24 protein-coding genes and 3 pseudogenes are annotated in these 26,164 nt (G+C 70.8%); 22 read left to right on the forward strand and 5 right to left on the reverse strand.

Annotation, left to right across the window (positions count from 1 at the left end; all coding sequences use genetic code 11):
* Positions 1-138 precede the first annotated feature (138 nt).
* From ACFVYS_RS41500 to ACFVYS_RS41555, 12 genes and pseudogenes are all read left to right on the forward strand, one after another.
* Positions 139-597, forward strand: coding sequence for a hypothetical protein (locus ACFVYS_RS41500; protein ID WP_389510763.1), 459 nt, complete (start codon positions 139-141; stop codon positions 595-597).
* A 287-nt stretch (positions 598-884) separates the two neighbouring features.
* The gene (locus ACFVYS_RS41505; RefSeq protein ID WP_389510765.1) at positions 885-1,034 is read left to right on the forward strand and encodes a hypothetical protein; all 150 of its coding nucleotides are present in this window, start codon (positions 885-887) and stop codon (positions 1,032-1,034) included.
* A 323-nt stretch (positions 1,035-1,357) separates the two neighbouring features.
* Entirely contained in the window at positions 1,358-1,534 is a 177-nt protein-coding gene (locus ACFVYS_RS41510; protein ID WP_389510767.1) for a hypothetical protein, read from the forward strand.
* A gap of 215 nt (positions 1,535-1,749) precedes the next feature.
* Positions 1,750-1,935 (forward strand): annotated as a pseudogene (locus tag ACFVYS_RS41515) (DUF5999 family protein); the annotation flags it as partial.
* Positions 1,936-2,658: 723 nt separating this feature from the next.
* Positions 2,659-4,797, forward strand: a complete 2,139-nt coding sequence (locus ACFVYS_RS41520) for a hypothetical protein (protein ID WP_389510769.1) — start codon at positions 2,659-2,661, stop codon at positions 4,795-4,797.
* Between the two features lie 113 nt (positions 4,798-4,910).
* The gene (locus ACFVYS_RS41525; protein WP_389510771.1) at positions 4,911-5,390 is read left to right on the forward strand and encodes a hypothetical protein; all 480 of its coding nucleotides are present in this window, start codon (positions 4,911-4,913) and stop codon (positions 5,388-5,390) included.
* Positions 5,387-5,617, forward strand: coding sequence for a carbohydrate ABC transporter (locus ACFVYS_RS41530; protein WP_389510773.1), 231 nt, complete (start codon positions 5,387-5,389; stop codon positions 5,615-5,617). Before ACFVYS_RS41525 ends, ACFVYS_RS41530 begins: the two co-directional genes overlap by 4 nt.
* A 156-nt stretch (positions 5,618-5,773) precedes the next feature.
* Positions 5,774-8,101, forward strand: coding sequence for an ATP/GTP-binding protein (locus tag ACFVYS_RS41535; protein ID WP_389510775.1), 2,328 nt, complete (start codon positions 5,774-5,776; stop codon positions 8,099-8,101).
* A 25-nt stretch (positions 8,102-8,126) separates the two neighbouring features.
* Positions 8,127-8,567, forward strand: a complete 441-nt coding sequence (locus ACFVYS_RS41540; RefSeq protein ID WP_389510777.1) for a conjugal transfer protein TraB — start codon at positions 8,127-8,129, stop codon at positions 8,565-8,567.
* 90 nt (positions 8,568-8,657) lie between these two features.
* The gene (locus tag ACFVYS_RS41545) at positions 8,658-10,760 is read left to right on the forward strand and encodes a chromosome segregation protein ParM (protein ID WP_389510778.1); all 2,103 of its coding nucleotides are present in this window, start codon (positions 8,658-8,660) and stop codon (positions 10,758-10,760) included.
* A gap of 88 nt (positions 10,761-10,848) precedes the next feature.
* Positions 10,849-11,346 carry a hypothetical protein gene (locus ACFVYS_RS41550; RefSeq protein ID WP_389510780.1) on the forward strand — a complete coding sequence of 166 codons (498 nt, stop codon included), beginning with the start codon at positions 10,849-10,851 and terminating at the stop codon, positions 11,344-11,346.
* Positions 11,347-11,414: 68 nt separating this feature from the next.
* Positions 11,415-12,173, forward strand: a complete 759-nt coding sequence (locus ACFVYS_RS41555) for a hypothetical protein (protein ID WP_389510781.1) — start codon at positions 11,415-11,417, stop codon at positions 12,171-12,173.
* Positions 12,174-12,376: 203 nt separating this feature from the next.
* On the opposite strand, the gene ACFVYS_RS41560 is transcribed toward ACFVYS_RS41555, so the two are convergent.
* The gene (locus tag ACFVYS_RS41560) at positions 12,377-12,601 is read right to left on the reverse strand and encodes a hypothetical protein (protein ID WP_389510783.1); all 225 of its coding nucleotides are present in this window, start codon (positions 12,599-12,601) and stop codon (positions 12,377-12,379) included.
* A 512-nt stretch (positions 12,602-13,113) separates the two neighbouring features.
* Here ACFVYS_RS41560 and ACFVYS_RS41565 point away from each other — a divergent pair.
* Together ACFVYS_RS41565 and ACFVYS_RS41570 are read left to right on the forward strand one after the other, a co-directional pair.
* On the forward strand, positions 13,114-13,299 hold the full coding sequence (locus ACFVYS_RS41565) for a hypothetical protein (RefSeq protein ID WP_389510785.1): 186 nt from the start codon (positions 13,114-13,116) through the stop codon (positions 13,297-13,299).
* Positions 13,300-13,958: 659 nt separating this feature from the next.
* Positions 13,959-15,215: an IS110 family transposase gene (locus ACFVYS_RS41570; protein ID WP_389510787.1), complete on the forward strand. Its 1,257-nt coding sequence runs from the start codon at positions 13,959-13,961 to the stop codon at positions 15,213-15,215.
* A gap of 115 nt (positions 15,216-15,330) precedes the next feature.
* Here ACFVYS_RS41570 and ACFVYS_RS41575 read toward each other — a convergent pair whose 3' ends face one another.
* Positions 15,331-15,765 (reverse strand): hypothetical protein, encoded by a 435-nt coding sequence (locus ACFVYS_RS41575; protein ID WP_389510789.1) that lies wholly within the window; start codon positions 15,763-15,765, stop codon positions 15,331-15,333.
* Between the two features lie 233 nt (positions 15,766-15,998).
* On the opposite strand from ACFVYS_RS41575, the gene ACFVYS_RS41580 reads away from it, so the two are divergent.
* The 7 genes from ACFVYS_RS41580 to ACFVYS_RS41610 all read left to right on the forward strand — a co-directional run bounded on the left by ACFVYS_RS41580 (position 15,999) and on the right by ACFVYS_RS41610 (position 21,235).
* Positions 15,999-16,490, forward strand: coding sequence for a hypothetical protein (locus ACFVYS_RS41580; RefSeq protein ID WP_389510791.1), 492 nt, complete (start codon positions 15,999-16,001; stop codon positions 16,488-16,490).
* Positions 16,491-16,712: 222 nt separating this feature from the next.
* Positions 16,713-17,999 (forward strand): DNA cytosine methyltransferase, encoded by a 1,287-nt coding sequence (locus tag ACFVYS_RS41585; protein ID WP_389510793.1) that lies wholly within the window; start codon positions 16,713-16,715, stop codon positions 17,997-17,999.
* Between the two features lie 106 nt (positions 18,000-18,105).
* Positions 18,106-18,780 (forward strand): GGDEF domain-containing protein, encoded by a 675-nt coding sequence (locus ACFVYS_RS41590; protein WP_389510795.1) that lies wholly within the window; start codon positions 18,106-18,108, stop codon positions 18,778-18,780.
* Entirely contained in the window at positions 18,777-19,055 is a 279-nt protein-coding gene (locus ACFVYS_RS41595) for a hypothetical protein (RefSeq protein ID WP_389510797.1), read from the forward strand. The genes ACFVYS_RS41590 and ACFVYS_RS41595 overlap by 4 nt, the downstream gene beginning before the upstream one ends.
* Before the next feature lie 27 nt (positions 19,056-19,082).
* Positions 19,083-19,604 carry a WhiB family transcriptional regulator gene (locus tag ACFVYS_RS41600; RefSeq protein ID WP_389510799.1) on the forward strand — a complete coding sequence of 174 codons (522 nt, stop codon included), beginning with the start codon at positions 19,083-19,085 and terminating at the stop codon, positions 19,602-19,604.
* Positions 19,601-20,110, forward strand: coding sequence for a hypothetical protein (locus ACFVYS_RS41605; protein WP_389510801.1), 510 nt, complete (start codon positions 19,601-19,603; stop codon positions 20,108-20,110). Before ACFVYS_RS41600 ends, ACFVYS_RS41605 begins: the two co-directional genes overlap by 4 nt.
* Before the next feature lie 243 nt (positions 20,111-20,353).
* Entirely contained in the window at positions 20,354-21,235 is an 882-nt protein-coding gene (locus ACFVYS_RS41610) for a hypothetical protein (protein WP_389510803.1), read from the forward strand.
* Here ACFVYS_RS41610 and ACFVYS_RS41615 read toward each other — a convergent pair.
* Both ACFVYS_RS41615 and ACFVYS_RS41620 read right to left on the reverse strand, forming a co-directional pair.
* Positions 21,165-24,374: a tetratricopeptide repeat protein gene (locus tag ACFVYS_RS41615; RefSeq protein WP_389510805.1), complete on the reverse strand. Its 3,210-nt coding sequence runs from the start codon at positions 24,372-24,374 to the stop codon at positions 21,165-21,167. The two genes, ACFVYS_RS41610 and ACFVYS_RS41615, sit on opposite strands and share 71 nt — an antisense overlap.
* Before the next feature lies 1 nt (position 24,375).
* Positions 24,376-24,813 carry a trypco2 family protein gene (locus ACFVYS_RS41620; RefSeq protein WP_389510806.1) on the reverse strand — a complete coding sequence of 146 codons (438 nt, stop codon included), beginning with the start codon at positions 24,811-24,813 and terminating at the stop codon, positions 24,376-24,378.
* 211 nt (positions 24,814-25,024) lie between these two features.
* On the opposite strand from ACFVYS_RS41620, the pseudogene ACFVYS_RS41625 reads away from it, so the two are divergent.
* Positions 25,025-25,471: pseudogene (locus ACFVYS_RS41625) on the forward strand (hypothetical protein); the annotation flags it as partial.
* Between the two features lie 35 nt (positions 25,472-25,506).
* Here ACFVYS_RS41625 and ACFVYS_RS41630 read toward each other — a convergent pair.
* Positions 25,507-25,899, reverse strand: a pseudogene (locus tag ACFVYS_RS41630) (transposase); the annotation flags it as partial.
* Between the last annotated feature and the right edge of the window lie 265 nt (positions 25,900-26,164).

The following is a 26,164-nucleotide window of genomic DNA, read 5'->3' on the forward strand; positions in this document are numbered from 1 at the left end:
GCCCACCAGCCCGCACCCGCACGGGCTGGTGGGCGGCGGAGTGCGCAGGACGCACTCACGCGATGGACCCCGGGGCGGCTACCCCGGGGTCCTGTCGCAGGTCCCCTCTACACCGTCACCGAGAGGACGACCCGCCACATGCCCAGCATGCCCCCGCCTGCCCTGGAGGACTCCAGGCCGCCGCTTCCGGCCCGGCCGCAGCCGCACGAGCGGGACGGCCGCCAGCCCCAGCAGCCCGGCAGCCGCCCGCACCCGCAGCACACCGCACGGCACGCCACCCTCGCCCGCCCGATCGGAGCCGCAGCAATGATCCCCACCGTCATCACCCTGCCCCGCACCACCGAGGACGAGATCGGCCCCCGCCGCCCCGGCGCCATCTACCAGAACACGGCAGGCGCCTGGGAGGTGCTCGCCGTGGTCCGCGACCCCGAGCGCGCCCGCCAGCTGCTGCGCCGCGGCAGTGCCCGGTGGGCGGTCATCGTCCGCGATGTCCTGCGCCACGACAGCGAGCCGGTCGCCATCGGCTCGGTATGGACGACGTCCGACCACCTCGTCCGCGAGGGCCGGACCGAGCCCACCTACGCCCCGGCCGCCTGACGATCCGCCACGGTCCGGCTCCCACCCGACCAGAGCGTTGGGGGGTGGGAGCCGGGCCGTGGCTGGCCATCCGGCCAGCCATACGGCGGCGGCCCCGGAGGTTGAGAGCTCCGGGACCGCCAGTACAGGAAGGTCAAGTTCCTGTGATCGACAGCATGACACGCACCCGGCCAACTACGGCAGATCAGGATGCCCACCGCCGTCTCGGCCAGCACCTTATGGATGTCGTCCGCCGTCAGGACGCAGTGATCCCCGCCGGTCGGCGCGCCCCGCGCACTGTCGCGGAGATGCGGCTCCGGCAGATCGAGGCGAGCGGACAGCAGGCCTGCGGAACCTGCCAGGGCGCCGGCGGCCGCACCGTCGACAACAGCAGCGGCGGAATCACCCGGCAGGGCTGGGTGCGCTGCGACGACTGCCAGGGGACGGGACGCGCGTGATGCGGGCCCGCATGACCGCGCTCGCCCGCCGCCTGGTTCTCGCGGCGAGCGGCCAGTGCTCCTGGTGCCACGGCTGGTTCCAAGACTGGAACGGCGGCACGTGCGACGCCTGCCGTGCCGCCGGGCACTGAGGCCCCCCCCCCGCCGGGCGGCCGGGGCCCCCCCCCCCGGCGCGGCCCGGGCCGCCGTCCTGCTCGGCACCCGGCACCCCCGCGCCCGCGCCCTGCTCGCCGCCGCAGCAGCGGCGGCCATCACGGCATGGGAGGCAGGGCACCGCGTCGCCGATCTCCCACCGCACCACCGACACCACCGCGAGGACCCGCGTGCCTGAGGACCTCTACGACCGCTACCAGGTCGCCTCCACCGCACACCGCCAGCACCACGCCACCTGCACCGCCTGCACGGACACCTGCCGATGCCCGCAGGGACAGCGGCTGTACGAGTCGTTCACGCGGTTGCAGGACGCCTACCTCAACCGCCAGCGCAGCAAGCGGCGCTGACGTTCCGCCAGCCCGACACCGCCACCTCTGGCGGCTGCCTGACCCGCCCGGCCCGGCCCCGCCCCGTCGGCGGCCGGTCCGGGCGGCGTCCAGGGGAGCCGCGCAGCCGCGCGAGCCCACGACTCACCACATCCCGGAGGCATCACCTCATGCGGACGCTCCCCTTACTGACCCCGCTGGACAACCCCGGCCTGCCTCGCTGCCAGCCGCGTTCCCTGTGCCTGCACACCCCGGCCTGCCCGGCCGTCACCAGCACGGACGCCGACCGCGCCCGCGTGGTGGCCTCCCACCCGGAGCAGGGCTGGAACCTGCTCTGCAACGGCGTCCTGGTCTTCGACGACACCGGCGAACTGCTCCCCGACGGCCGGGCCGTCGACCCGCACCGCCCCGCCGTCGCCGCCGACTACTGGGTCCGCTGGCGGCATCCCCAGGTCGCAGGCTCCGAGCCCGGCCCCTGGGGTACCCTCACCGTCCAAGTGAGGCCCTTCACCGGGCTGGAGGACGAACCGCACCTGCCGCTCGAGGCCTGGCGCGACACGGCCATCACCCGTGAGCAGCGCCGCCGTCTGTCGATGGAGTACGACGCCGCGCAGATCGCGTGGTCCCACGCCCGGCTGCGCGGGCAGGCGGCCCCCTTGCTGCGTGAGGCCGCTCCGCTGTGGCAGGCCTGGAACGCCGCCCGCGACACCCTGACGCGGGAGTTCGACGGGTTCCGGGAGGCCGCCGACGGCCACTGGCGCGCGCAGCTGCTGCGCCTGGCCGATGCCGAGGCCGCCGCCCGCGATGCCGCCGACCGGTTCGACGCGGTCGCCGCCGACCTCGCCCGGCTCGCCCACGAGCAGATCCGGGCGGCGGGCGAGGAGCACGACCTGCCGCTCTACACGGTCGCCCACGAGATCGGCCTGAACGCCTCCGACTGGCGGATCGCCTGGCACGGCTCGTACGACGGCTCCGCTCCCTCCATCTACGGCTGCCGGCTGACCGACTACCTGCACCAGCAGATCACCGCGCAGCGCACGCGGCTGCGCGAGCTGGACGCCCTCACCGAGGGCCTGCGCCGGCACAGCACGCTCCCGGCCGCGCACTGAAACCTCCGCCCCCTTGCTTGAGACAGGAGACGGCCGATGGCCACCAAGTCCCCGGCCCGCCGGCGCAAGCCCGCCAGCGCGCAGCGTGCCAGGCGTCCCTCGGCACCGCCCCCCGCGGCTGCTCCCACGGCCGTGGTTGTGCCGACCGTGACCCGCCCGGCCGCCGACCCGGTGCTGGCCGATGCCGCCGACCGGGCCGCCGACATCATCGACACCGCACGCGAGATGGCCGCCGGTCTCCAGACGGAGGCAGAGAGCCGCGCCGCGTGCTCGGTCGCCGACACCCACGACCGTGTCACCGCGCTGCTCGCGCAGGCTCAGGCCGATGCTGCCGGAAGCCTCGAGGCCGCCGACCGCGCGGCCGCCGACCGGCGGGCCGAAGCCGACCAGGCGGCGCAGGACGCGCGCCGCGGGGCCGACCGGCTGCTGTCCGATGCCCGCGACCGGGCCGCGACGATCGTCGGGGAGGCCCGCACGCAGGTCGCCGACCTGACCGAGCTGGCCGCCGCTGACCGCGAGTCGATGCGTACAGCGGTCGCTGAACTACGCCGTCTCGCAGAAGGTGACCTCGCGGAGATCGGCGCCCTGGTTGAGGTGCGGCGCACTGAGGCAGGCGCGATTCTCGACCGGGCTCAGGAGCAGGCCGACCGGCTGTTGGCCGCCGCGCAGCGTGAGGTCGACCAGGCCCACGAGCGGGCCGGACAGCTCGCCCGTGCGGCAGCCGCCGCTTATGACGCCCGCCGCGCGGAAGGCGAGACGCTCTACACGGATGCGGTCGCCGCTGCCGACACCCGCCGCCGCGAGGCCGACAGTCACGTCGTCGCCGCGCGCACAGAAGCGGAGCAGGCCCTGGCCGCCCTGCGCGAGGAACTGCGCCAGGTCGGCGAGGACTTCGACGCGCAGGCCGCGAAGAAGCGCCAGGCGCTCACCGACGAACTCGCCGGACTGCGCAAGGCGTGCGAGCAGCAGCGCGAGCAGCTCAGGCGCGAGGCCGTCACGGTCGCCGCGCAGCTGCGGGAGGCCGCGGAGAAGGAGGCCGCGCGGATCACCAGTGAGGCAGAGAAGAAGGCCCGCGCTGTCACCGAGCGGGCGCAGGCCGACGAAGCCCGCGCCCGCCGACTGCTGGCCGAAGCCCGCGAGGCGAAGCGGGAAGCGTCCCGCTTCCGTGGCTGGCACCAGAAGCTCGGTCGTAAGGCGTGGAAGACCGCGCCGTGGATCGCGCTTGCTGCCGGCGTCGGGCTCGCCGCTTCTGGTGAGTACGAGCTGGCCCGCATGGTCGGGATCAACAGCTATGTCGCTCCGCTGCTGCCGGTGTCGCTGGACGTGTACTGCGTGACCGCGTTCCGCGCCAAGCGGGACATCCCGGCGGCTCTCGCGCTCATGGCGTCGGCGAACGTGACGTTCCACCTGTCCGAACAGGCGGGCATCGTCGAGCACGGGCACGCAGCACCGTGGCCGCTGACGACGTTCGTCGTGCTGATCTTCGTGGCCGTCATCTGGCGCGTCCACGCCCTCATGCACGACGCCGGTACGGACGCACACGGCGGTACGGACACCGACGGGCGTACCAGTACAGCCGCCCGTACGGACGGCGTGGCCGGTACAGAGCACACCCGTACAAGCCCGGCCGGTACGGGCTCGTACAACACGCCAGCCGGTACACGGCCCGCCCGTACGACCTCCGGCGCGGCCCGTACGGAGCCTGTACACGCCGCCTCGCACAGCCCCGCCTCGGCGGGAGCGAATGCGGGGGTGACCAGCGCGTACAGCGACCGTACTAGCGCCGTACAGGCCGCCCCGCACGGCGCATCGCGTACTAGTACGGAGCACTCCGGCCGTACGGACACGGCGACGTACGCGAACCAGGCGCGTACTAGTACGGTCTCCGCCCGTACGACTCCCGGCGGCGGCCTCCCGGCAGCCCGTACAGGTACGGCCAACGGCCGCCCCCGTACGAGCAGTACGGTCCCCGCCGGGCGTACCGGTACAGCCACACCCGCTCGTACGGACGCCGAACTCATCCCCGCCGTACAGGCCCTGCCGCGCGAGACCGACGGATTCGTCAACGTCTCCCGCGTACGCACCACGCTCAGCGTGAATGCCCCCCGGGCCGTCCGGCTGCTCAAGGAAGCCGGCCTGCTGCGCCCCTCGGACGCGGACAAGTACCTCACCTGAACAACCGTCCGGCACACATCAGTGAGGGCCAGCCCATCCGAATTGGGCTGGCCCTCGCTGTGACTGCCGGAAGCAGTCACAGATCCCCAAGTACACCAGGAGGACACCCCACCGTGAACAGCAACGACCCGACGAACCACCCCCTGCGCGGTGTCGCGCAGTCCCCGGAGGCGACCGCCCGGTACCTGGCCGACATCCAGCGGGTCCTGCTGGAGATCGGCGACAACCTGGAGGTGCTGGCCCGTGAGACCCGCGTGCACCTGCGCGACACCCATGTGGAGGGCGACCGCTGGTACCACGCCCGGCTGCGCGCACAGCCGGTCGAGAAGACCCTCAAGGACGTCCTTCGGCACCTGAACGGCCTGACCGACGGGCTGGAAAAGGCGGCCTACAAGCGCAACGACGTCGCCGACAAAATCAAAAAACTCCCAAGGGAGCGCAGGGAAAAGGAGCTGCAAAAGCAGCGGAAGAAGAATCCGCAGCTTCCCGGCGTCCCGAATTACTCTCCCGAGGCTGGACAGCAGGCCGCGCAGCAGGGTTATTATGGTCCTGCGTCCATTTACGACCTCGGGCGCGGCAGGGAGTCCGCGTGACCCGGCCGCTTCTGAAATCCGAGCTCAAGGCGCAGCGCTCCCGCGAATATCTGATCGCGCAGCGGGCCGATTTCATCGCGAACCACGGCGAGGATCTCGGAGCTTTCTATTTCCTGGTCATGCTGGTGCAGACCATCGGAAAGAAGGCGCTCAAGGGTGGCGACGTGCAGAAGCTGCGGGCGCTGGCCCACGACCTGAACGCCGTCTACATCAAGCACACCCAGTAACCGCCCCGCCCGTGAAGGGGGCCACCGCGAGCCCTGCGGCGGCCCCCTTCGGCGTCTCCAACGCCCAGGCGCCCACACGCCCACCCGACCAGGCGCGCACACGCGTACGCGAGGCAGTCACTCACTGTCAAGCCCGACCGAACAGGAGATGAGGCCGTGTCGGACGACACCGAACCCGAGGGACGGCTGCTCAATTTCCCCCCTCCCGGGGGAGTTCTGGACCGGCCGCCGGACCTGGCGGACCCCGGACGGCTCTTTCCCACACCGGCTATTCCGCCGGAATCCGCGGAAGAGACGACCATGGAACTTCCGGTCACTCCGGCGGCCCCCGACCCTCTTAATTCGCTGCGATCGGAAGGAATTCCGCTCGCCGATCCGGAAGGTAATACGTCCGGTGAATTGGGCGAGGATGGCGAGGGTGAATATGTGCAGCCTCGCTCTCTCGCCGACCGGCTGGGTGACTGGCTGGAATACCGGATCGAGATGGGCCGCGCCCGCCTGGAGTGCGACGCACCGTTCCGTGAGGCGGAAATCGCGCGGAAAGTCGCCCTGCTGGAATCGCAGACAGCCCGGGAAACTGGCCTGATGGACGCGCAGAACAAGCTGCGCCAGGCCCACCTGAAAGCCGGGGCCGACCGGGCAGGAGCGCGAGGGAAGGCAGACGCGTCGGCCGCCGGGTTCGGCTCGGACAAGGGCCGGGGCAAGCATGGTTCCCCCGGGCGCGGCTCTGGGGGCGGGGCCGGCCGTTCCGGCGGTTCGGGCCGCGGCGGCGGAACTACCGGCCCTGGCAGCAGCCCTGGCCGCGGAACCGGCGGCGCCTCAGGGCGCGGCCCTGGGGGCGGCAACTCGCCCAAGAGCTCCGGGAAGGGCACTGATCGGCGCGGTGGTGGCCGTGCTAACGGGCCGAAGGGCCATGAGTCGCCCGGCGGTTCAAAGGGCCGTCAGAACGCCGCTGGTGGCGTCGGCTCGGGCAGGGGCAACGCAGGTAAGGGCAGTCCCGGTGGCTCCGGGTCCGGCAGGGACCGGGGCGCTAACCGGGGCGCTAAGCGCGACGGCGGCAGAACCCCCGCCTCGAGCCCGACCGCCGAACGGGCCCGCGGTCGCCAGGAGCGCGCAGCCGCCCGCCAGTCCGCCCGGCAGCAACGGGCCGCAGCACGGCAGGCCGCCGGCCTCGCCGACCGGAGCAGGGACCGTGACCAGGACCGCGAGGCCCGGCAGGCATCCCGCGACCGGTCCGAGCGCCGCGCGGACAAGAACCGCCGACGGCAGGAGAAGACGGAGCGAAAGGAGCAGCAGAGGAAGCGGCAGCAGGCCGCCCGTGAACGCGCCGAACGCACCGGCTTTGGCGAGGCCTTGGCGGAGGAAGCCCAGCGCCGCTGGGACAAGCGCCGCCCGAGCACCGACGGAGGGGCGAAAGAAGCCTCCGGCGGCGAAGCGAAGGAGAGGAAGGAAAGGACGCAGAAGAAGGAGGAGGGGAAGCCGGAGAGCGGCGATGGCGGCGGGAGGACGGAAGAGAAGTCCGAGCCCGGCGACAACAGCCGCAGTGACGTCCCGCCTGACGGCGCGTCCGAGCCTCAGTCCCCGGGTGGCCCGGAGTATGACGACCCGGAAGACGACGGACGCGGCGGGCCGTACGGCTGGAGCGCCACGGACCGCGACGGCAAGCGCTGGACCTGGACAGCCGGGGGCTGGCGCCGCCGCACCTCGTACAGCACCCGAGGCAGTACCCCGGGCAGTCCATTCGGCCGCGACCGCACACCGCCCACCCCCGAGTGGGCCGACGGCCGCCCAAACCGCCCCGCCGACACCGAGCCGGAGTCCACCACGGACATCTGGGACGCGGTGATCGTCGACGACGAAGGCGACCCGTTCCGCTCGTATGCCGCCCGTCGTCCCGGCCTGCCCCGCGCACCCCGGCAGCGGCCCACCTTCCGCACAACTGAGATCAAACGGCCCGGCACCAGCCGGCCAGCCCCCGCCCCGGCCGCCCCGGACGACGGTGACACGCCGTCCCCGGGCGCCGGGATCACCTCACCGAACACGGAGGAACCCCGCGTGGCCCACACCCCCGCGCCCCGCACATTCGCCGCGAGCGGGCCGCTGCCCGCTCAGCACCAGACCGACATCACCTTCGAGCAGTACCTGATCGAAGCCGTCAACTTGGCGGTCGCGGCCGGGGCGGACAAGGAAGAGGCCATCGAGCTGGCCAAAGCGCTGGAGAAGGTCGCTGACGCCCTGCGTGACATGTCCGCCGACCTCGCCGCCGACCACGCCATCGACACCCGCGTGACGGCACTGATCGCCGACCTCGCCGACGCCGCCGACCAGATGAAGAAGGACGCCACCCAGTGCGCCGCCGAGTCCGGCATGGCCTGCGAGGCCGCCGTCACGGTCGCCGGTGCCGTCGGCCTCGTGTACGGCCAGGACCAGCAGGCCATGCAGGACGCCGGACTGGCCCACACCTCAGCCGCCGCCCACCACTGACAGACCAGCCCCTGAGGAGGGATCGATGAGTGACCTCGATGTCCCCGCCAACTACCGCATCGGGCCCCCGGTGCGCGAAGTGCCCGTCGCCGCGACGGACGGAGACAACCGCTACAGGGCCGTCCAGCAGAAGCTGACCGCCCTGGCCCGCACGCTCGACAGCTCCCTGCTCGATCTGGTGCAGCTGCACCTGCGGATGAAGACCAACGCGACCCGTTCCGAGGAAGCCGCCCGCGCCATCGCCGCTGCGGACGTCGACCCGACGTTCGTAGAGATGCAGAACGCGGTGTCGCTCGCCCTGGGGGGCGCGCAGATCGCCGCCCGCAAGCTCGGGGAGTCCGGCAGCGAGGTGTCCCGCCTGGCCCAAGAGGCACAGACCATGCACGCCCGCCTCTACCAGGGCCTGGACGACATCCGCTCCTCGCGCCGCGAGCGGACCCCGAAGCCGGGGTTCTTCGCCCACTGACCCTCCCCCACCCACCAGTCAGTCCCTGATCCCGGGCGGCCCCGCACCCTGCGGGGCCGCCCACCCACTTCCCCCCTTGAAGGAGAACCGGTGCCCACGCCGCGCCCCGTCGTGCTGGAACGCCTCGCCTACACCCTGGCCGCGCCCGCGCTGGCCGTGGCCCCCAACCTCTCCCCCGACGGCGCCGTCAGCACGTCGGTCCTGCTCGCCGGGGCCGCTGGGGCGGCCGGAACCTACCTCGCCGCGAAGAGCAGCACCGAGGGCGCCGGCCGCCGGATGCTGCGCTGGATGCCCCTGCCTCTGGCGGCCGCGGTCGACGTCGCAGCCCAGTGCACTGCCGGATACGGCCCGTGGGGACTGGATGCCCTGCTGGCCGCCGGATGGGCGGCTGCCGGATGGACGGTGCTGCCCTTCTCTCGGCTCGCCCGCTCCCGCCACCGCCGCGCCCTCGCCGCCCCCGCCCCCGTTGCCGCTGCCCTGCCTATGGCAGAGGCCCCGGTCATCGTCGACGACGGGGCCGACATCTTCACCCAGCAGGTGCGCCTGCTGTGGGAGCGCGCCGGACAGCCCGCGAAGACGATCGTCATCCGGGCCGTCCCGCACGAGGGCACGCCGCACGACCTGAGCATGCTGCTGCGTGCTGCTGAAGCCGGGCATCCGATCACCGGCCTCACCGAAGCCATCGTCGCCGCCGCGTTCGACATCGACGTGAGCGTGGTCCGCTTCGCGGAGGTCCAGCAGCAGCCGGGCCGCCAGGGCGGGCCGGGCTGGCTGGAGGTCCACATCACGCCGGACGCCGACCGGCGCCGGCGCACCGCCCCGACCGCTTCCGAACGGTGGGCGGACCGGATCGGCGGCGAGCGTGGCGCCATCCCCGGATCCGTCTACGTCAACAAAGTCCGTGACGCCGGGCGCGGGGTGACGTTCTGGATCGCGCGCATGGACGACCCGCAGCAAGAGCCGCGTGTCAGCCTGCCCGCACTGTGCGCGGAGATGGGTGCCGCCTACGACGACGGCCGCGTCTTCGTCACCCTCGACGGGCCGGACATCCTGGTGTCCGTCTGGGATTCCTCGCCGCTCGCCGCGGTCTACCCGGCCACCCGCGAGCTGCTCACCTCGGACGCCGATGGCCGGTGGGTGTGCGGCTACCTCACCAACGGACAGCCCGCCCGCCAGCGCGTCTACACCGACCGCGGCGCCGCCCACGGCCTGCTCACCGCCCCCTCAGGCGGCGGCAAAACCCAGCTCATGGGCCTGTACATCGCCGCCGACTCCCTGTTCGGGAAAGTGGTGTGGCTGGCAACGGAAGCCCCCGACGAGAAGACCGCCATGCTCGGGCAGCACACCGACCGCTACGGCATCGGCCCGCTGTTCATGGTCCGCATGACCCGCGCGCTGGTCGCCCTGATGGAGATCCGCGGCCAGATGCGGTGGGCCGACGGCGAACTGCACGACTGGGCACCCGGCGCCCCCGGCTGCCCCTACCGGCCGCTCGCCGCGTACATGGACGAATTCCTGTCCGCCGCCCGCCACGACCTGTACGGGGCGGAGATCATGAACAACGCGGAGATCATCTCGGTCAAGGGCCGCAAGTACGGCGTGGGTGAGACCGTCGCAGGACAGTCGGTCTATGTGCAGGACGGGTTCACGCAGCTGCTGTGCGAGAACCTCCGCGAGAACTGCCTCCCGATCGTGCTGAAGGTCGCCCCGAAGAAGATCCTGGAGATGTTCAAGACGCTCGGGGTCGCCCCCGAGGACACCCCCGACCCGCTCCCGCGCTCGTTCTCCCCGGCGGAAGCCGGGCGGATCGAGCGGATCATGGCGGGGCAGCCCGAGCCGCCGACCGACTCCAACACCGGCGGCGCCGGATGGATCATCGAGGGCAAGAAGCCCGAGGTGTTGAGGACATTGTTCATGGACTTCGGGGCCGGGATCAGTCATCTCTTCGCAGACACCGTGCACGGCCTCACCGACCACGAGATCCGCGAACTGGACGCCCGCGGGCTGTGGTTCGACTGGACCGAACCGGCTCCCCGGCCCGGCGAGTTCGGACCCGAACCCGACGAAGACGGCGACGGCGAGGACGTCCCGCGCCCCCGCAAGAGCCGTAAGCCCAGCCCCGCCTCACGCCGCGACACCGTCACCTCTGCTCGCCAGGCACTGGAGACGATCAAGCATCTCACCTCCTCCTGACCCCGCCCCGCACTGCCCTTCCGCGCCCTCCCTGCCGCCCCGGCCGGGAGGGCGCACCCGTTCCCCGCCTTGAGTTGGAGAGACCTTCATGGACGCCCTGCACCCCCACGGCGTGCCCGAGTCCGCAGCCGAGACCGAGGCCCGCCGGCTCATCGCGGACTGGGCACAACAGCCCGAACAGCAGCTGGTCCGCCACTTCCCGACGGCCTACCGGGACACCACCCCGCTGCCCGCCTACGGCACCACCCCGCCCGTCCCACAGCCCGACCACCGCATCGTCCCTGCCTGGGCAGCCGGTATCGCCGTCGCCTCCATCGGCGTCGGCGCCGGCGTCACCGGCATCGGCTGCGGCGCCTGGCTGGTCCTCCAGGGCCTGGCCTCCGTCACCCTCACCAGCGTCCTGATGGTCACCGCCCCGTTCGCCGGCCTCGCCATGGTCGCCACCGCCGCAGCCGGCGCCCTCAGCAAGATCCGGGCCACCGTCACCACCCACGTCTACGAGGGGCCGGTCACCCACCACACCGAGATCACCAACACCAGCCAGCAGCAGGGCTGGTTCTCCCGCACCCGCAACGACATCAGCTGACCGCGGCCGCAGTCCATCCGCACGGTCAGTCCTCGCTCTTCACCGCCATTCGAAGGAGTCCCTGCCACATGCCCGCCGACAAAAGGTCCGTGAACGGCCAGCACCGCCCGACCGGTAATGACGTCCCGCCCGCCAGCCCTGACAGCCACCGCCTCGCGCGACTGCGCACCGCATGGGGCAAGGCATGGCAGGACGGCGGATCCCTTCACCGGCGGGCGGCAGAGGTGAGCCGCTTCCGGCACACCGGATGGGACGACGCCGCCGTCTGGATCAAAACGGTCACGCTGATCGCCGGGGCCAGCATCGTCGTTCTGATGGTCGGCGCGGCCGCCGACATCGTCACCACCGTCCTGGACAGGCTGTCCGACGCCCCGGCCGTGGACATCGGCGACAGCCACGGCTTGTGGGGCGCCGTCGACCACCCCATCCGGGCCTACCTCGCCGACCAGGCCGCCCACCTCACCGTCACCCCCGCCGCCCTCTACCGCGCCTGGCAGGCAGCCGGACTCGTCGCGCTCGTCGGCGGCTTCTTCGGCAACGCGGGCGCCCGCCTGACCTGGCTGCTGTGGGGTGCTGCCAGCGTCGTCATGGTCTGGTCCGCCTCCCCCGACGGCGGCCGCGCCGCCGCGACCGGCCTGGCCGCCCTCATGTGGGCCCTGGCCAGCATCGTCGCCCTGCACGGCCTGACCCTGCGCCCCGTCGTCCACCACCACCCGCCGCGCTGGCAGTTCAGCCCCAACGTCCACGTCCACGCCGCCCCCGTCCCTGCGAGCGACAGCCCCGACGACACCCCCAGCAGCACCGTCATCCGCCCACGCCAGCACTGATCTCCGGCCGCTCCGTCTGGTCCTCGCCCGGCCCCGCTCTCGCGCGGGGCCGGGCGAGGACGGGGCAGGCCGCCCGGCCACTTGTGAACAATCCATGCCCCGCATCTGATCGAAAACCTGCTGGCACTGGCCGCCGTAACGGCGCTCCGCTTCGCGTCCCGCAGCCCCCTGCCACACCGCACGTCGTGTCTGCTGCGTGCGGGTCAGTTCTGCCTCTTGCGCCGCCACCTCGCGCCAGCCTCTCGAGCCCGGTCGTTCCAGTGGTCCCGGACCCATCCCCACAACAGCGCCACCGGCGCTGCGACCAGGGCGACCAGGAACGAGTGGTCCCATGACATGCCGTCGCGCCTGTACCGGAACATCAGCACGAGCAGCGCATAGACGCCGATGCCGAGTAAGAGAACCTTCAACGGTTTCGAGAGATTCATGCGGTGCGGATACCCGGGGTCCACCGATCAACCCGGCGCATCCTTCGTACCGCAGAGCCTCCTGCCAGAACAGCAGCCGTCCTGTCTTTCCTGTCCCGAGCCCTCTCCGCTGCCACGGCGGGGAGGGCGTCCTCGCATCTGCCCTGAACTCCGCACTGGCCGTTCAGCCCCGCGTCCGCGTCCACGCCGCCCCACAGCGAGCGACAGCCCGAGCACCATCCGCCCGCGCCAGCACTGACTCCGGTCGCTCCGCCTGGTCCCCGCCCTGCCCTGCCCTGCCCTGCCCCGCGCGGGCCGGGCCGGGCGAGGACCGGACAGGCCGCCCGGCCACCCGCCCGCGCCCGACGCATCCGCGCCGACGGGGCGCGCTGCTTGCTGCCCACCGACGTCTGGAGGAACACCCCATGCTCACCCCCCGGCCCCCGCCGCCGGATCGGCCGACCACGCCCGCAGCGCCCCGGCCCCCGCTACCCGCACCGCCCCGACCGGCTGCCCGGCGCCTGGAGCCAGTGATGCCCCGCCCGAGGAAGAAGCGCCGTCACCGCGAAGCGACCCGGGTGCCGCGCATCGACGCGACGCTGCCCGAGTACGACCGCAGCACGGTGCCCGAAGGGCTCGCCACCCGGCGGCAGTTACGGGACATGGGCCTGAGCCCCGGCGGCAACGAGGGCCCGGTCGCGATCCTAATCCCCATGTAAGGACGGAACGGGCCAGTGCTGGAATGCCTGGACCGTTCGAACAGCAGGGCCGTCATGTCTGAACTCAGCCGGACACTCGGTGTCTCTCAGAACAGAGCGGCGGACGGGCCTGCGGCTTGTGGTGACGGCCCGGCGGGTGCCGAGCGGATGCCTGAATCATGCCGGGCTTTGACGCCTCGCTGTAGACCGCGCGGCGTTCGGTACCTGCTCGGCCGTCACCACTGGCACCCACAAGTGGCGGTACTCGTGGACGCCGGGCGGATGCCTGTGGGCACCCAGGGGCTCAAATGCCTAGCCGTAGATCGCGCGCCGTTCGGCGTCTTCGAGTGCCACCACCACGGCGCAGATGTTGATGTTCGTCGGTCCTGGGCGGACGCCTGTTGCGATCCGGGCTCTGACGCCTTAGCGCAGAGCGGCGCTGTCCAGGGCCGTCGAGCGTCAACACTCGCGCCTTGATCACTCGTTGGTGTTGGTGGTGCGAGCCCGCCGCATGGTGACCTCTTGTGAAGCCCGAGCCGTCTGAGCTCCCGGATAGACCGAGGCCCGTGGGGTGAGCTGGTGTCACGAACGGCTACTGAGGTGGCGGACCGGCCCTCGTGCTGAGTCCTGGGATTAGGTCGCCGCGTGGTTCCGCATGAGCTCGTGACCTGCGCAACTACATGATGGGGAGGAACATCTTGATCTACTGCGGCATGGACTGGGCCGAGCGGACACACGACGTCGCCCTGGTCGACGACAGCGGCCAGTTACTGGCCAAGCGGCACATCACCGACGACGCAGCGGGATACAAGATCCTGCTGGACCTGTTGGTCGAGTACGGCGACAGCGAGGAGAACCCGATCCCGGTCGCGATCGAAACCTCGCGGGGCCTGCTCGTGGCCGTGCTGCGGACCGGCAAGCGGCAGGTGTTCGCGATCAACCCGATGGCCGCCGCCCGCTACCGCGACCGGCACTCGGTCTCGCGCAAGAAGTCCGACCCTGGCGACGCCCTGGTCCTCGCGAACATCCTGCGCACCGACATGCACGCCCACCGGCCTCTGCCCAACGACAGCGACCTCGGCCGGGCCATCGCTGTCCTCGCCCGTGCTCAGCAGGACTCACTCTGGAACCGTCAGCAGCTGTCCAACCAGCTCCGTTCGCTGCTGCGGGAGTACTACCCGGCGGCCCTGGCGGCCTTCGAGCCCTGGCGCAACGGTCTGTGCCGGCCGGAGGCCCGGGAGCTTCTGAAGGCGGCCCCAACGCCGACCCGGGCCGCGCGACTGACCCGCACGCAGCTGGAGGCCGCGCTCATGCGGGCCGGCCGCAAGCGCGGCATCACGGCCGAGGCCGAGCGGCTCCGCGGCGTCTTCCGCGACGACTACGCCCACCAGCCGCCGCTGGTCGAGGACGCGCTGGGCAAGCAAATGCTCGCCCTCCTGGTCCAGTTGGAGGCCGCCTGCACCGCCGCCGACGACCTCACCGAGGCGGTCGAAGAGGCTTTCCCTCAGCACCCGGACGCTGAGATCATCCTCAGCTTCCCCGGCCTCGGCGTCCAGCTCGGCGCCCGGGTGCTCGCCGAGATCGGAGACGACAAGGCCCGCTTCGCGGACGCCCGCGGCCTGAAGGCATACGCAGGCGCCTCGCCCATCACCAGGGCCTCGGGCAAGAAGTCGAGCATCACCCGCCGGTGGGTCAAAAACGACCGGCTCAACCACGCCGGCTACCTCTGGGCCTTCTCTTCCATCACCGCCTCGCCCGGCGCCAAGACGCATTACCGGCGCCGCCGCGACGACCACGGAGACTGGCACGCCGCCGCCCAGCGCAACCTCTTCAACCGCATGCTTGGGCAGCTCTACCACTGCCTCCAGCACCACACGCTGTTCGATGAGGCCGTCGCCTTCCCTTCATCATCACCCGCGGTCGCGGAAGCGGCCTGAACGCGGGAACTCATACGAGTCCGGCAGCCTGCCGAAGCTTCGCTCGATCGCCAGGACGGGGCAGATCCTGCGCCAACATCGCCACTACGCTCGCGTTCTCCGCGAACACAGCCCGTCACTGTTCACGCTCGGGATGATCGCTGTCACTGCCGAACCAGCGGACCATAGCTTCGTTGCGTCCATCGATCGGCTCGGAGAATCCAGCGATCGAAACCAGTAGATGCAGCAGGCCGGACTGCACAGGAACCTGCGGGTTGCTTGCAAGACGGAACAGGAACGGCAGCACTGTCGGCACAGCCAGGTTCATCTCCCTGACGCTGTTGAGAATGGAGTTGGTGAGTACACGCTTGGCCTCGGGCGCGGCAGCCTGATCGAAAAGACCGTGCAACAGCACCGGGATCGCCGCCGGGCACTCCGGGAACTCGGACCAGCGGACATACTCACACCCGCGTAGGGCGGGATGACCACGGCCAGCCTCAACCGCCTGCGGGTAGTCCTGGAGGAACCGAGTTATCGCCGTCTCCTTGGCGGCCAGATCCGTGCTGCACACCTGTCTCCCCGTCCTGCCGCAACAAACCTTGAACTCCGCGTCAGCCGAACTCTTGCGCGATCAGAGATCCACGCGCAAGCCAGGAGAACGAACCGTTGGTGTTCGATTCCCCAAGCACCCAGACAAGTGCGGCTTGACGAGTTGGATGCCTGAGGTGTCTGCGCTGCCGGCTGTGCACCCTCCACCGACGCCGGTGATCCCCGGCGGCACATCACGATCTACCTGGAGTGCTGATGCCTGACACCGCCACCACCACGGCCCGCCCCTACGCGGCTGACAGTCCGCTCGCGTTCCTGCTCGAGATAGCCGCCGACGCGTGCGGACCCAGTGAAAGCGAGCAGCGCGAGGACGCGGAGACCGCCGCCGCCCATCACACCTATGCCGCCTACCCGCAGACCCTCGCGCAGGCCGTGGAGGCCGCCAACTGGCATGGAGCCCCGGCCACGGACAGCCACGGCCGCCGGGTCGAGCCCTCGGCCGTGGCATGGCTGGACGGCGGCCTGTGGCTGCACCACACCTTGCGCATCACCGAACACGACGGCGCCGCCGACGTCCTCACGCTGGTCGTGCCGTGCACCTGCGGCTGCTACACCGACATCACGCTCGATGGCGAAGAGATGCTGCTTGCGGAGTTGGCGCCGACGCACGGCCGGTCGGTACATGACGACAGGGCGGGCGACTGCCGCAGCGTCCCCGCCGTACCGCCGGTGGGCGGTCTGCGGTAGCAGCTCCGGAACATCCGCAGCCGCGGACAAGGCTGCGGTCGGATGTGCGCTCGCCCCTCAGAGCTTCTCCGTCACGAGAGGCGAGCGCACATCCCAGCATGCCCGATTCCGGTACGGCACGGACCACACATGATCACGGCAAGAGGCGCACCCCTTCCGCCTGGACAGCCGGGGACGCGCCTTCCCTCATTCCGCCCGCGAGGGCAGATCGGACAACACCTGATGCTGGTGTTCAGACACGACCAGGACGACTTCACGGACCTGTTCTGCGGTCTCGGGGGCTCCACCAAGGGACTGAAGGGGGCCGGCCTACGGCTGCGGTTGGCGATGAACCACAACTCCGTCCAGGTCGCCGCTCACCGCGCCAACCACCCCGAGGGACTCCACCTCACCGAAGACATCAACGCCTTCGACAAGCGGTCCCTCCCGCGCACCCGGATCCTGTGGGGCTCTCCGATCTGCACCGAGATCAGCCCGGCCGGGGGCCGCAGGCGTACCCGCGGGCAGACCTGCCTCATCGGCGCGGACGGTTCCTTGACCGAGGACGACGGGATGCAGCCGCAGTTCGAGCGGACCAGAGCTACGGCGCTGGACATCATCGCCGCGACCGAGGTCCACCGCTACGACGCGGTGCTGTGCGAGAACGTGATCGAGTTCGCGACGGACTGGGAGCTCTTCGACTGGTGGCTGTCCGGGATGGCGATCCTGGGCTACCGCCATCAGATCGTGTGCGCGAGCAGCGCCCACCTCGGGGACGTCGACAACCCGACCGCGCCGCAGCTGCGGGACCGCGTCTACATCGTCTTCACCCGAAAGGTGATCCCGCAGCCCGACCTCGAGGTCCGCCCGATGGCCCTGTGTCCCGGGTGCGGGCCGGTCCAGGCCCGCCAGGTCTGGCGCAACCTACGCCGCCGCAAGATCGGGAAGTGGGGAGTGCAGTACGACTACCGCTGCCCCAACCGGCAGTGCGGGCACCGCATCGTCGACCCCTTCACCCGGCCCATCAGCGATGTCATCGACTGGTCCCTGCCCGGCCAGCGGATCGGCGACGGGCGGCCGGACCGCAAGAAGTTCACCCCCTACGCGGACTCCACCCGCGCCCGGGTCGCCGCCGGCCTCACCCGGTACGGCCATGCCCCGCACGTGACGATCCTGCGCAAGAACACCACGGCGGTCGCCACCACCGGCCCGGTCCCGGCGGTCTCCGCCAAGGGACGCCACCACGCACTGATCGTGCCCAACGGCCGCAAGGGCGCCGTGCGCACCACAGCGGAGCCGCTCATCACGATCGCGTGCAAGCCCCACCACAGCCTGGTCCGTACGGCGCCCACCCTCGACGACTGCTCCCTGCGCATGCTCACCCCACGCGAGCTTGCGCAGGCCCAGCGGTTCCCCGCCGACTACGTGCTGCCCGACGCCAGCCAGGAAGAGCAGATCCTCGGCATCGGCAACGCGGTCAGCGTCAACGCCGCGCACTGGATCGGAGCCCGCGTCGCGGCCGTTCTCTGACGCCACCCGCACAGCCGCAAACAGCAGAGGCGCACCCCTTTCCGCCTGGACAGCCGGGGGTGCGCCTCCCTCATCCCGCCCTCGAGAGGGCAGAACGGAGACCATCATGCCCGCTGAGCCCGTCTTACGGCAGCGCTCCCGGATACTCGCGCTCGCCGCCGCCGCGGTGCCCCTGGCCCTCGCGGTCGCCGACGACGTCAGGGTTCGCCGGCACCTGCAAGCCGCCCGCCGCGACCCGCTCACCGGCCTTCCGGGCCGCGACATCCTCGCGTCCCGCACCGCGTCCCTGGCCCGCGCGCACCGCGGCCTCCTGCACGTCCTGGTCGCCGACGCCGACGGCCTGAAGACGGTCAACGACACCCTCGGGCACGCCGCCGGCGACACCCTCATCGCCGCCATCGGCCACCGGCTCGGGGCCTGGGCGCAGGCCCGCGGCGGCCTCGCCGCCCGGCTCGGAGGCGACGAGTTCGGCCTCGCCGTGCTGCTCGAGCCGACCGCGACCCTGCGGGAAGTCACCGCGCTGCACCAGCTGCTGGCGCAGCCCGTCGGTCACGCCGGGCAGACACTCACCCCGGCCGTGTCCCTCGGGACCGCCCGTGCCGCCGACCTGCGCGAGGCGGCCAGTGTGTCCCGCCTCCTGCGCGGCGCGGACATGGCCATGTACCGGGTGAAGACCGGTGAGAAGCCGCCCGGCTACCTGGCGACCCGCCACGACGCCTACACGCCCACCGTCCACGGACGCCGTCCCGGCCGTCCCGGCACGCACCTGCCCCTCGCATGACCCGTCGGGCCCGCAAGACGCCGCTGTGGGAGCCGGGCTGTGTCCCGGCTCCCGGCGGCCTGCTGGACTGGCGCGACGGCCGGCATTTCGACCGCTGGCAGGACCTGCCGTGCGTGCTGTGCCACCGGCCAACACCGATGCGGTCCCACCACGGCGAACCCGTCCACAAGGTCTGCGCAGAGGACTGGATCACCCAGCACCCCACGGAGGCCCGCCTCGGCAGGTTCGCCTCCGACGTCCAGCCCAAGCGCCCGCGCGACGACGACCACGCCTGACCCTCCCCCTCCTTGGAGAGCTCTGCCATGCCCGGACTCCGATCCGACCTGCCGGCCTCCGACCGGATTGATTTCCCCTACACGCCCTCCCCCACCGCCTGCCAGCGCCGCCCCGCCCTCTTCTCCCACGAGACGACCAGCACACGAGCAGCACAGAGCGACATCGAGCAGGCCAAGCAGCTGTGCTCCGGCTGCCCGATCGCGCAAGGCTGCCTCAAATGGGCACTGGCCCACCCCACTCAGGCACGCCTTGGTGTGTGGGCAGGCACCACCGCCCGCGAGCGCACCCACCTGCGCCAGCGCCTGGCCGACCGGCTCGGCACCGACTGGGTGACCGTCGTCGCCGACCGCGAAGACCGGCGCCGCGAGCAGCGCCAGGCCGCCCGCTACACCCCGCTCACCGTCCGCGAAGCCCGCATCGTCCGCCTGGACCGCGACGTCAACGGGCCCCTGCCACGGCGGCCGCGGAAGCTCACGCCGGACGACCAGCGGCGCAACATGCACCGGCTCCTGGCCGCTGCCAGTGCACCGGCCAGGAAGGCGGGATGACCATGGACCACAGCGGCATAGCGGTCACTCTGGACGGCTTCCTGCACGACGAGGCCGTGCGCGGCGACCGGTGCGAGACCACTGCCCGCTTCCGTCTCATCGTCTCCCCCACCGACGAAGTGGTGGACGAAATGGTCTTGCCCTGCACAGCCACCACCCCCGTACTGGTGGCTGCCGTGCTGCACGAGCTGGCCCCCGGCGACCAGCTCCGCATCACCGGCTTCCTCTGCCTGCCCCGCACACCGGATGAGCCGATCTGGCTGGACGTCACCACGCTCGAAGTCCTGTGGGCGGCGCCGCTGTCCCTGGCGGCCGGCGACACGGACTCCCTGAACGCAGAGACGATCGCCGATCTCACCGACCTGTTCGAGGACCTCGACCTGGTCGACCTCACCCGGGCCGTGCTCGACACCACGCGGCCCGAAGACCGGGCCATGGTCATCCGTGCGATCGACGACGTGCTCGGGGACATCGCCATCCCCGGCGTGGAGGACATGGACCCGTGACCGCCGCCCCGCACCGTTCTGGGAACGGTTCCCCGCGGGAGGCCCGCGCGGTTCCTGGTCGGCGGAAGAGTACGCCGCTGCTCAGCGAGCCCAGGGCACGGACGTCCAGGTCGTGATGGGACCTCGTCGGTGACCAGTTCCTCGTGGTCACCGACACCACCAGGTAGCAGCCACACACACTCCGCAGCGCCGCGCCCGTCACTGTGCGGGCGCGGCGCTGTCCCTTTCATCAAGGAGCTACGGATGTTCACCAGCACACCGGCACCCGAACGAACCCTGCATCTGCTGACGCAGCTGGAGCGGTACGGATCCCGCGAGAACGGGCAGTTCGCCGTCGGCCGGCGCCTCCTGCAGGAGCACCCCGACCTGCCGCTGCACGGTTTCGCGATCTCCAGCAGTATGTGCCCCGAGCCGGGTCGTCCTCGGCACAGCCTGATCCTGCGCGTTGGTGAACACGACACCGACGGCATCACCGCCTGGGCGCGTGCTCTGGGCACCGAGCCGGTCATCGACGGCGCCCGCTACCGGCTGGACACCTTCCTGGACGGCATCGGGATCTGGGGGTCGGCGACGATTCCTGAAGACGCCTACGACATGGACCAGGCGGTGTTCGTCCCGTCCGGCGACGACGTCAGCTTTACCCACCGGGGCCTGCTCGTGACCGAGTTCGGGGAGGATGGCGACCTGCTTTTCAGCGGCCACCCGCCCGTACGGGAAGTCCTGGCCGCCACGAGCGTCTACTACCGCGACACCTGCGGCCAGCGCCTTCGCCCGTTCGACGGGCACGACCTCGCCGACAGCATCACCTACGGCTGGTGCCGATTCGTCGCCTACCCCACCCGCACCGACTGGCGGATCCGCAGCGCGTCGCAGGCCACCCCCGGCGCTCTCCCCGTCACCTGGATGTACGCCCAGGACGGCCACACCCAGGACCTCGGCTCCCTCGAACGCTGCCCGGACTGCCAGCGCCCCAGCCGCGGACTGGACTACCACCCCACCACCGGGCAGCTCGTACACGTCTGCCCCTCACCCGTCTGTCGGCATCAGTGGCCCGTCACCGACTTCCTGAGCTCCGCGGCTGCCGAGCCTGCCAGTAGGAGGTGGCGAGGTTGGCGCGGGTGGTGAGCGTGCTGGGGTGTTTGGGCCCCAGCAGTCGCTCTTGCTCGGCCGCTACCGTTTTCAGCAGCTTGATCGATTCGCTCGTTCGGCCCGCCTGCAAGTAGGAGGTGGCGAGGTTGCCCTGGCTGGTGAGCGTGTCGGGATGCTTGGGTCCCAGCAGTCGCTGTTGGTCGGCCACCACCTGTTCCAGCAGCTTGATCGCTTTATCCGTCAGGCCAGCGTGCCAGTAAGAGGTGGCGAGGTTGGCGCGGGCGCTGAGCGTGTCGGGGTGCTCGGGGCCCAGCAGTCGCTCCCGGCCGGCCACCACCTGGTTCTCGATCCGGAGCGCTTCGTACGTCTGGCCTGCCTGCTGGTAGGAGGTGGCGAGGTTGTTGCGGGTGGTGAGCGTGTCGGGGTGGTCGAGGCCCAGCAGTCGCTCTTGGTCGGCCGCTACCGTTTTCAGCAGTTTGATCGATTCGCTCGTTCGGCCTGCCTGCAAGTAGGAGGTGGCGAGGTTGTTGCGGCTGGTGAGCGTGTCGGGGTGCTCGGGGCCCAGCAGTCGCTGTTGGTCGGCCACCACCTGTTCCAGCAGTTCGATCGCTTGGTCTGTCTGGCCTGCCCGTCGGTAGGAGATGGCGAGGTTGGTGCGGCTGGTGAGTGTGTCGGGGTGCTCGGGGCCCAGCAGTCGCTCTTGGTTGGTCAACACCTGCTCCTCGATCCCGATTGCCTTGCTCGTCTGGCCTGCCCGTCGGTAGGAGATGGCGAGGTTGGCCCGGCTGGTGAGCGTGTCGGGGTGCTCGGGGCCCAGCAGTCGCTCTTGGTCGGCCAACACCTGCTCCTCGATCCCGATTGCCTTGCGCGTCTGGCCTGCCCGTCGGTAGGAGGTGGCGAGGTTGTTGCGGGTGGTGAGCGTGTCGGGGTGGTCGAGGCCCAGCAGTCGTTCTTGCTCGGCCGCCACCGTTTTCAGCAGTTTGATCGATTCGCTCGTTCGGCCTGCCTGCCAGTAGGAGGTGGCGAGGTTGGAGCGGGCGGTCAGCGTGTCGGAGTGGTCGTCGCCCAGCAGTCGCTTGCATTCCGTAGCCATGCGCTGCCAATACGCGATGGCGGAGGCGGCAAGTCCGGCATTGATGAGGCTGTTGCCCGCACGGTAGAGGACCGGGTGCCCGCTCGGGGACCAGAGGCAGTCGTTGTTGTGGTCGGAGAGCGCACTGGTATTGGCGCGCAGAACTGCGGCGTGGTCGGCGTGGTGCTGGTCTGGGTCGGGCCATAGCTGGAGGAGGCCGTCGGCCACTGCGGTAGCGAGGGCTGGTGTTTCGTCGGCAGGGATGGTTTCGCGGGTGGCGCGGGCGGTGAGGGCGTGGATGCTGACGGCGCGGGGTTCCGCCCGGGTGTCACATGTCAGTAGTGCGTAGCGGTGCAGGAGACGAAGGGCCGCGTGGGCCTGCTCGGCTGTGGCCGGCGCGTGTACTGCGGTGGTGTCACCTTGTGAGGCTGGGGTGTGGTGGATGGCGAGGTGGTCGAGGAGGGCGGGGGTGTTCCACAAGGCATGGGGGTGGCCGGCGGGGTCGAGGAGGGCCGTCAGGCGCAGGACCGTGGTGGCGAGGCCGGTGGTGTCAGTGGCCTGTACTGCGTCCAGCGAGAGTAGGAGTGCGGCGGTGACCTGTGTGGGGTGTTCCGGCTTGAGATAGCCCTCGGTGTCTGCAGCTGGCGGCATGAGCTTGTCCAGGCGGGCGTGCCGGTCGTTGTACAGGTTGAGGTACTTGGTAGAGGTCAGTTCCTCGTTGATCATGTGGGCGGCGGCCATGGCGAGGCCGAGGGGATGGTGCCCCAGGGCGTGGGTCAGTTTCGGCGTGTGATCGTCGATGAGGTGACCCATGTTCTCGGCGTCGAAGCGCTGGCGCAGGTAGGTGTCGGATTCGGCGGGGGTGTAGACGTCGATGTCGATGCGGATGCGGCCGTTGCCGGTCAGCGACGCGTCCCTGCGCCGGGTGGTGGCCAGGACGCGGCCGCTGCCGGTCTGACTGGCAGGCCACAGCCGTTGGATACTCTGCGGATCAGCAATGTCGTCGAATACGACAAGCCAACGGCGGTCCGTGATGCGCAGCCAGTCCAGCAGCAGGCGAGCGTCCGCTTCCAGGTCGCCGGCGCCAGCGCCGGGCAGCTTCAGGCCAGCGGCGGTTTGTGCGTAAAGGGTGGTCACCTGCTGCACGTCGGCGGCAGGCGCCCACAAGACCAGGTCGGTGCCACTCCTTATCGCGTCAGTGGCGTAGGCGGCAGCGAGTTGGGTCTTCCCGACCCCACCTCCGCCGGACAGCACGCGCGGCTGTTCCTGCGCCAGGACGACCGACCGGTTGTCCGACCACGCTGCGTCGATCCGCTCCCGCAAAACACTGCGAGGCTGGAACGCCGTCGCCAGCTGAGGGACCGGCACGGGTACAGCCGGCCATGTCACAGCATCTTCGCTTCGATCCGTGTCCGGCTGCGCAGCGGTGATTTCCTCCAAGGACACAGTGGTCCCGGGATGACCGTGCCGGGTGACCAGGTCGGCGAAGCCGGGCAGGCTGAGCGCTTCATGGACGGGCGCAGCTTGCAAGCGGCGGCCGCCCATCGGCCGGTTGTCCTCCACCGCCACCCCGACCAGCCGGCCACAGCAGAAGACCGCTGCTCCCGACGCGCCCGCCCACGGACGCTCGCTGCCGTGCCCGAGGTTCGGCCACACCCGGCAGTCCAGAACCCAGTCGGACGACGACGTGGACACCACCGGCAGCTCGCCCCGCAGGTGCTCGAAGTTCCCGCGGGCGGCCTCGTCGGCGAAGGCGGGAAAGCCGGCTCCTTCGAACGGCAGCGGGACAACTCCTCCGGGCCGTCCCCACCGCACCGGACCATCTTCCACAGAGACGGGCTCCTCAAGCCACAACAGAGCCATGTCCAAAGCATCTTTTGACGGAACACCTTCACGGGGATCCGGCCAGCAGACCTCGGCCAGCCTGTCTGCAACACCGCCGAAGCGAGGATGTCCCACCCGCGCCTGCACCCGCCGCGCCCACCGCCGTTCCGGCAGCACCACATGCAGGGCCGTCAGCACGAGCTGGGGCCCGATCAGATAGCCGGAACCAACTCCCCCCGGATCCCCAGTACGTACCCATGCAAGGCGCCGTGCGTCCATCTCACCGCTCCCATGGCCGCTTCGACCCGTCCATGGAACAGAACCCCTCATCCGGCACTTCAGCGTCCGTGGAGTGCTTGGACGTTTCACTACCGGTGGGCTGCTCGACAGCGGCGCCGGCGCCGTCCTCTGCGGACGGACGGCGGATCTTGGCACGGCTGCCGCCCAGGGCCTCGTCATGGACCTGCAGGCTCAGCGTCAGTGTCTGACGATGTGTGGTCCCCAAGTTGCCGCCCCCCTCCACGCCAGCCTTGGCACCGGGAAAGCCGACCTCGACCTTCACCTTGCCGTCGCCGCCGCGGCGGAACTCCACATCCAGCGTCAGCTGTGCCTGTTCCACCTCGAACCGCAGCTGCTGCCCGGCCCCGTCGTCCTGCGCGGCATACAACTCACGCCGCAACTCCATCAATGCCTCCGCCAACGTAACCTTCGCGTCCACGGCAACCCCCATGTACCGCGCCGAACTGGCGCCTCCGGAAAACAATCAGCATGTCCTAGCTGCGATGCCCTCCGCAGCGCTTCCGCACGGTTCCACCGGTGGCCCCGGCCCGCGAACGGCCTGCGCCGGCGAAGAATGTGCCTCCCCTGTCGGGGCCGATACGAGCCGTGCAGCGCCGGCCTGCTCAAGCTGTCAGAGCCTGAAGCGGCTACGCAGACATCCTGCTCGACAGCGAAGACAACCCGATCAAGGTCTCCGTCGAAACGGGCGCTCAAGAATGGCCGCACCCACACCGGACCGAGAAGTCGTCGCAGGCGACCAGGCGGCGAGGGTGAGGTCGCAGGTGCCGGTGTGGCGTGAGGGGCTGGCCTGGTCGGTGCTGTCAGTGGACTACCAGCGCATCCTGCAGGCGTTCGCGGACCGGGCCCGGCTCCATCAAGGGCCGCTGACCTGCCAGGAGATGGCTGCGGCGTTCGGTATGGACGTGGTGCCGGCGCGGGTGGAAGCACTGCGGTCGAAGGCGAAACGCCTGGTGGCCCGCGGCTGGCTGGCCGAGCCTGCGTCGGGCCGGTTCACGCCCGCTGCGGGTGTGGCCGGGCCAGACGGCGGGTCATTAGCCCGATCATCGACCAGCGGACCATCGCCTCGGCGCTGGTAGGTGCTGCGCTCGAAGTCGCGGACCAGACGGCGGGTGCGCACCAGGTGGGCGAAGAGTCGCTCGACGATCCAGCGTTTGGGCAGCACCACGAACCCCTTCTGATCGTCGCTGCGCTTGACGATGGTCAGGACCACTGAAAGCGTGGCCAGGCAGTATTCGACGAGGCTGCCGGTGTAGCCGCCATCGGCCCAGACCAGAGCCAACCGGTGGTGCGCGTCGGCGACCTGCTCCAGCAAGACCTTCGCGGCGGTGCGGTCACCGGTGTCCGCAGCGGTGACCATCACACCTAGCAGCAGCCCGAGGGTGTCGACAACGACGTGCCGCTTGCGCCCGTTGACCAGTTTGCCGCCGACGAAGCCGCGGCTGTCGGCGCCGACGACGGCATCCGACTCCCGTTCGATCAACGATCGCCAAGGTCGGTACGACAACAGCTACTAAGAGAGCCTGTTCAGGCGGAGTTGCGATCAACCTTCGTTGCTTGCAGGTGGTGCCCCTACGGCAAGCAGCGGACCTTGGCTCCCGCGGCACGAGGTCGGCACAGGGAGAGCGACGTTTCTGCCGCACCGGAGCAGGACTGTGTCCCCGTCGTGGGGGGGGGGTGGGCCGGGCAGACCCACCACCCCCCCAACCCCCCCCCCCCCAAAATAAAACCCCCCCCCCCCCCACACACAAACCCCCCCAAAAACAACCCCC

The organism is Streptomyces sp. NPDC058295 (assembly GCF_042880655.1).
Classification (GTDB): domain Bacteria; phylum Actinomycetota; class Actinomycetes; order Streptomycetales; family Streptomycetaceae; genus Streptomyces; species Streptomyces coriariae.

Coding starts and splice junctions, on each gene's coding strand:
- ACFVYS_RS41500 (WP_389510763.1), top strand. CDS start 139: ATGCCCAGCATGCCCCCGCCTGCCCTGGAGGACTCCAGGCCGCCGCTT.
- ACFVYS_RS41505 (WP_389510765.1), top strand. CDS start 885: ATGCGGCTCCGGCAGATCGAGGCGAGCGGACAGCAGGCCTGCGGAACC.
- ACFVYS_RS41520 (WP_389510769.1), top strand. CDS start 2,659: ATGGCCACCAAGTCCCCGGCCCGCCGGCGCAAGCCCGCCAGCGCGCAG.
- ACFVYS_RS41540 (WP_389510777.1), top strand. CDS start 8,127: ATGAGTGACCTCGATGTCCCCGCCAACTACCGCATCGGGCCCCCGGTG.
- ACFVYS_RS41550 (WP_389510780.1), top strand. CDS start 10,849: ATGGACGCCCTGCACCCCCACGGCGTGCCCGAGTCCGCAGCCGAGACC.
- ACFVYS_RS41555 (WP_389510781.1), top strand. CDS start 11,415: ATGCCCGCCGACAAAAGGTCCGTGAACGGCCAGCACCGCCCGACCGGT.
- ACFVYS_RS41560 (WP_389510783.1), bottom strand. CDS start 12,601: ATGAATCTCTCGAAACCGTTGAAGGTTCTCTTACTCGGCATCGGCGTC.
- ACFVYS_RS41565 (WP_389510785.1), top strand. CDS start 13,114: ATGCCCCGCCCGAGGAAGAAGCGCCGTCACCGCGAAGCGACCCGGGTG.
- ACFVYS_RS41570 (WP_389510787.1), top strand. CDS start 13,959: ATGATGGGGAGGAACATCTTGATCTACTGCGGCATGGACTGGGCCGAG.
- ACFVYS_RS41580 (WP_389510791.1), top strand. CDS start 15,999: ATGCCTGACACCGCCACCACCACGGCCCGCCCCTACGCGGCTGACAGT.
- ACFVYS_RS41585 (WP_389510793.1), top strand. CDS start 16,713: ATGCTGGTGTTCAGACACGACCAGGACGACTTCACGGACCTGTTCTGC.
- ACFVYS_RS41590 (WP_389510795.1), top strand. CDS start 18,106: ATGCCCGCTGAGCCCGTCTTACGGCAGCGCTCCCGGATACTCGCGCTC.
- ACFVYS_RS41595 (WP_389510797.1), top strand. CDS start 18,777: ATGACCCGTCGGGCCCGCAAGACGCCGCTGTGGGAGCCGGGCTGTGTC.
- ACFVYS_RS41600 (WP_389510799.1), top strand. CDS start 19,083: ATGCCCGGACTCCGATCCGACCTGCCGGCCTCCGACCGGATTGATTTC.
- ACFVYS_RS41605 (WP_389510801.1), top strand. CDS start 19,601: ATGACCATGGACCACAGCGGCATAGCGGTCACTCTGGACGGCTTCCTG.
- ACFVYS_RS41610 (WP_389510803.1), top strand. CDS start 20,354: ATGTTCACCAGCACACCGGCACCCGAACGAACCCTGCATCTGCTGACG.
- ACFVYS_RS41615 (WP_389510805.1), bottom strand. CDS start 24,374: ATGGACGCACGGCGCCTTGCATGGGTACGTACTGGGGATCCGGGGGGA.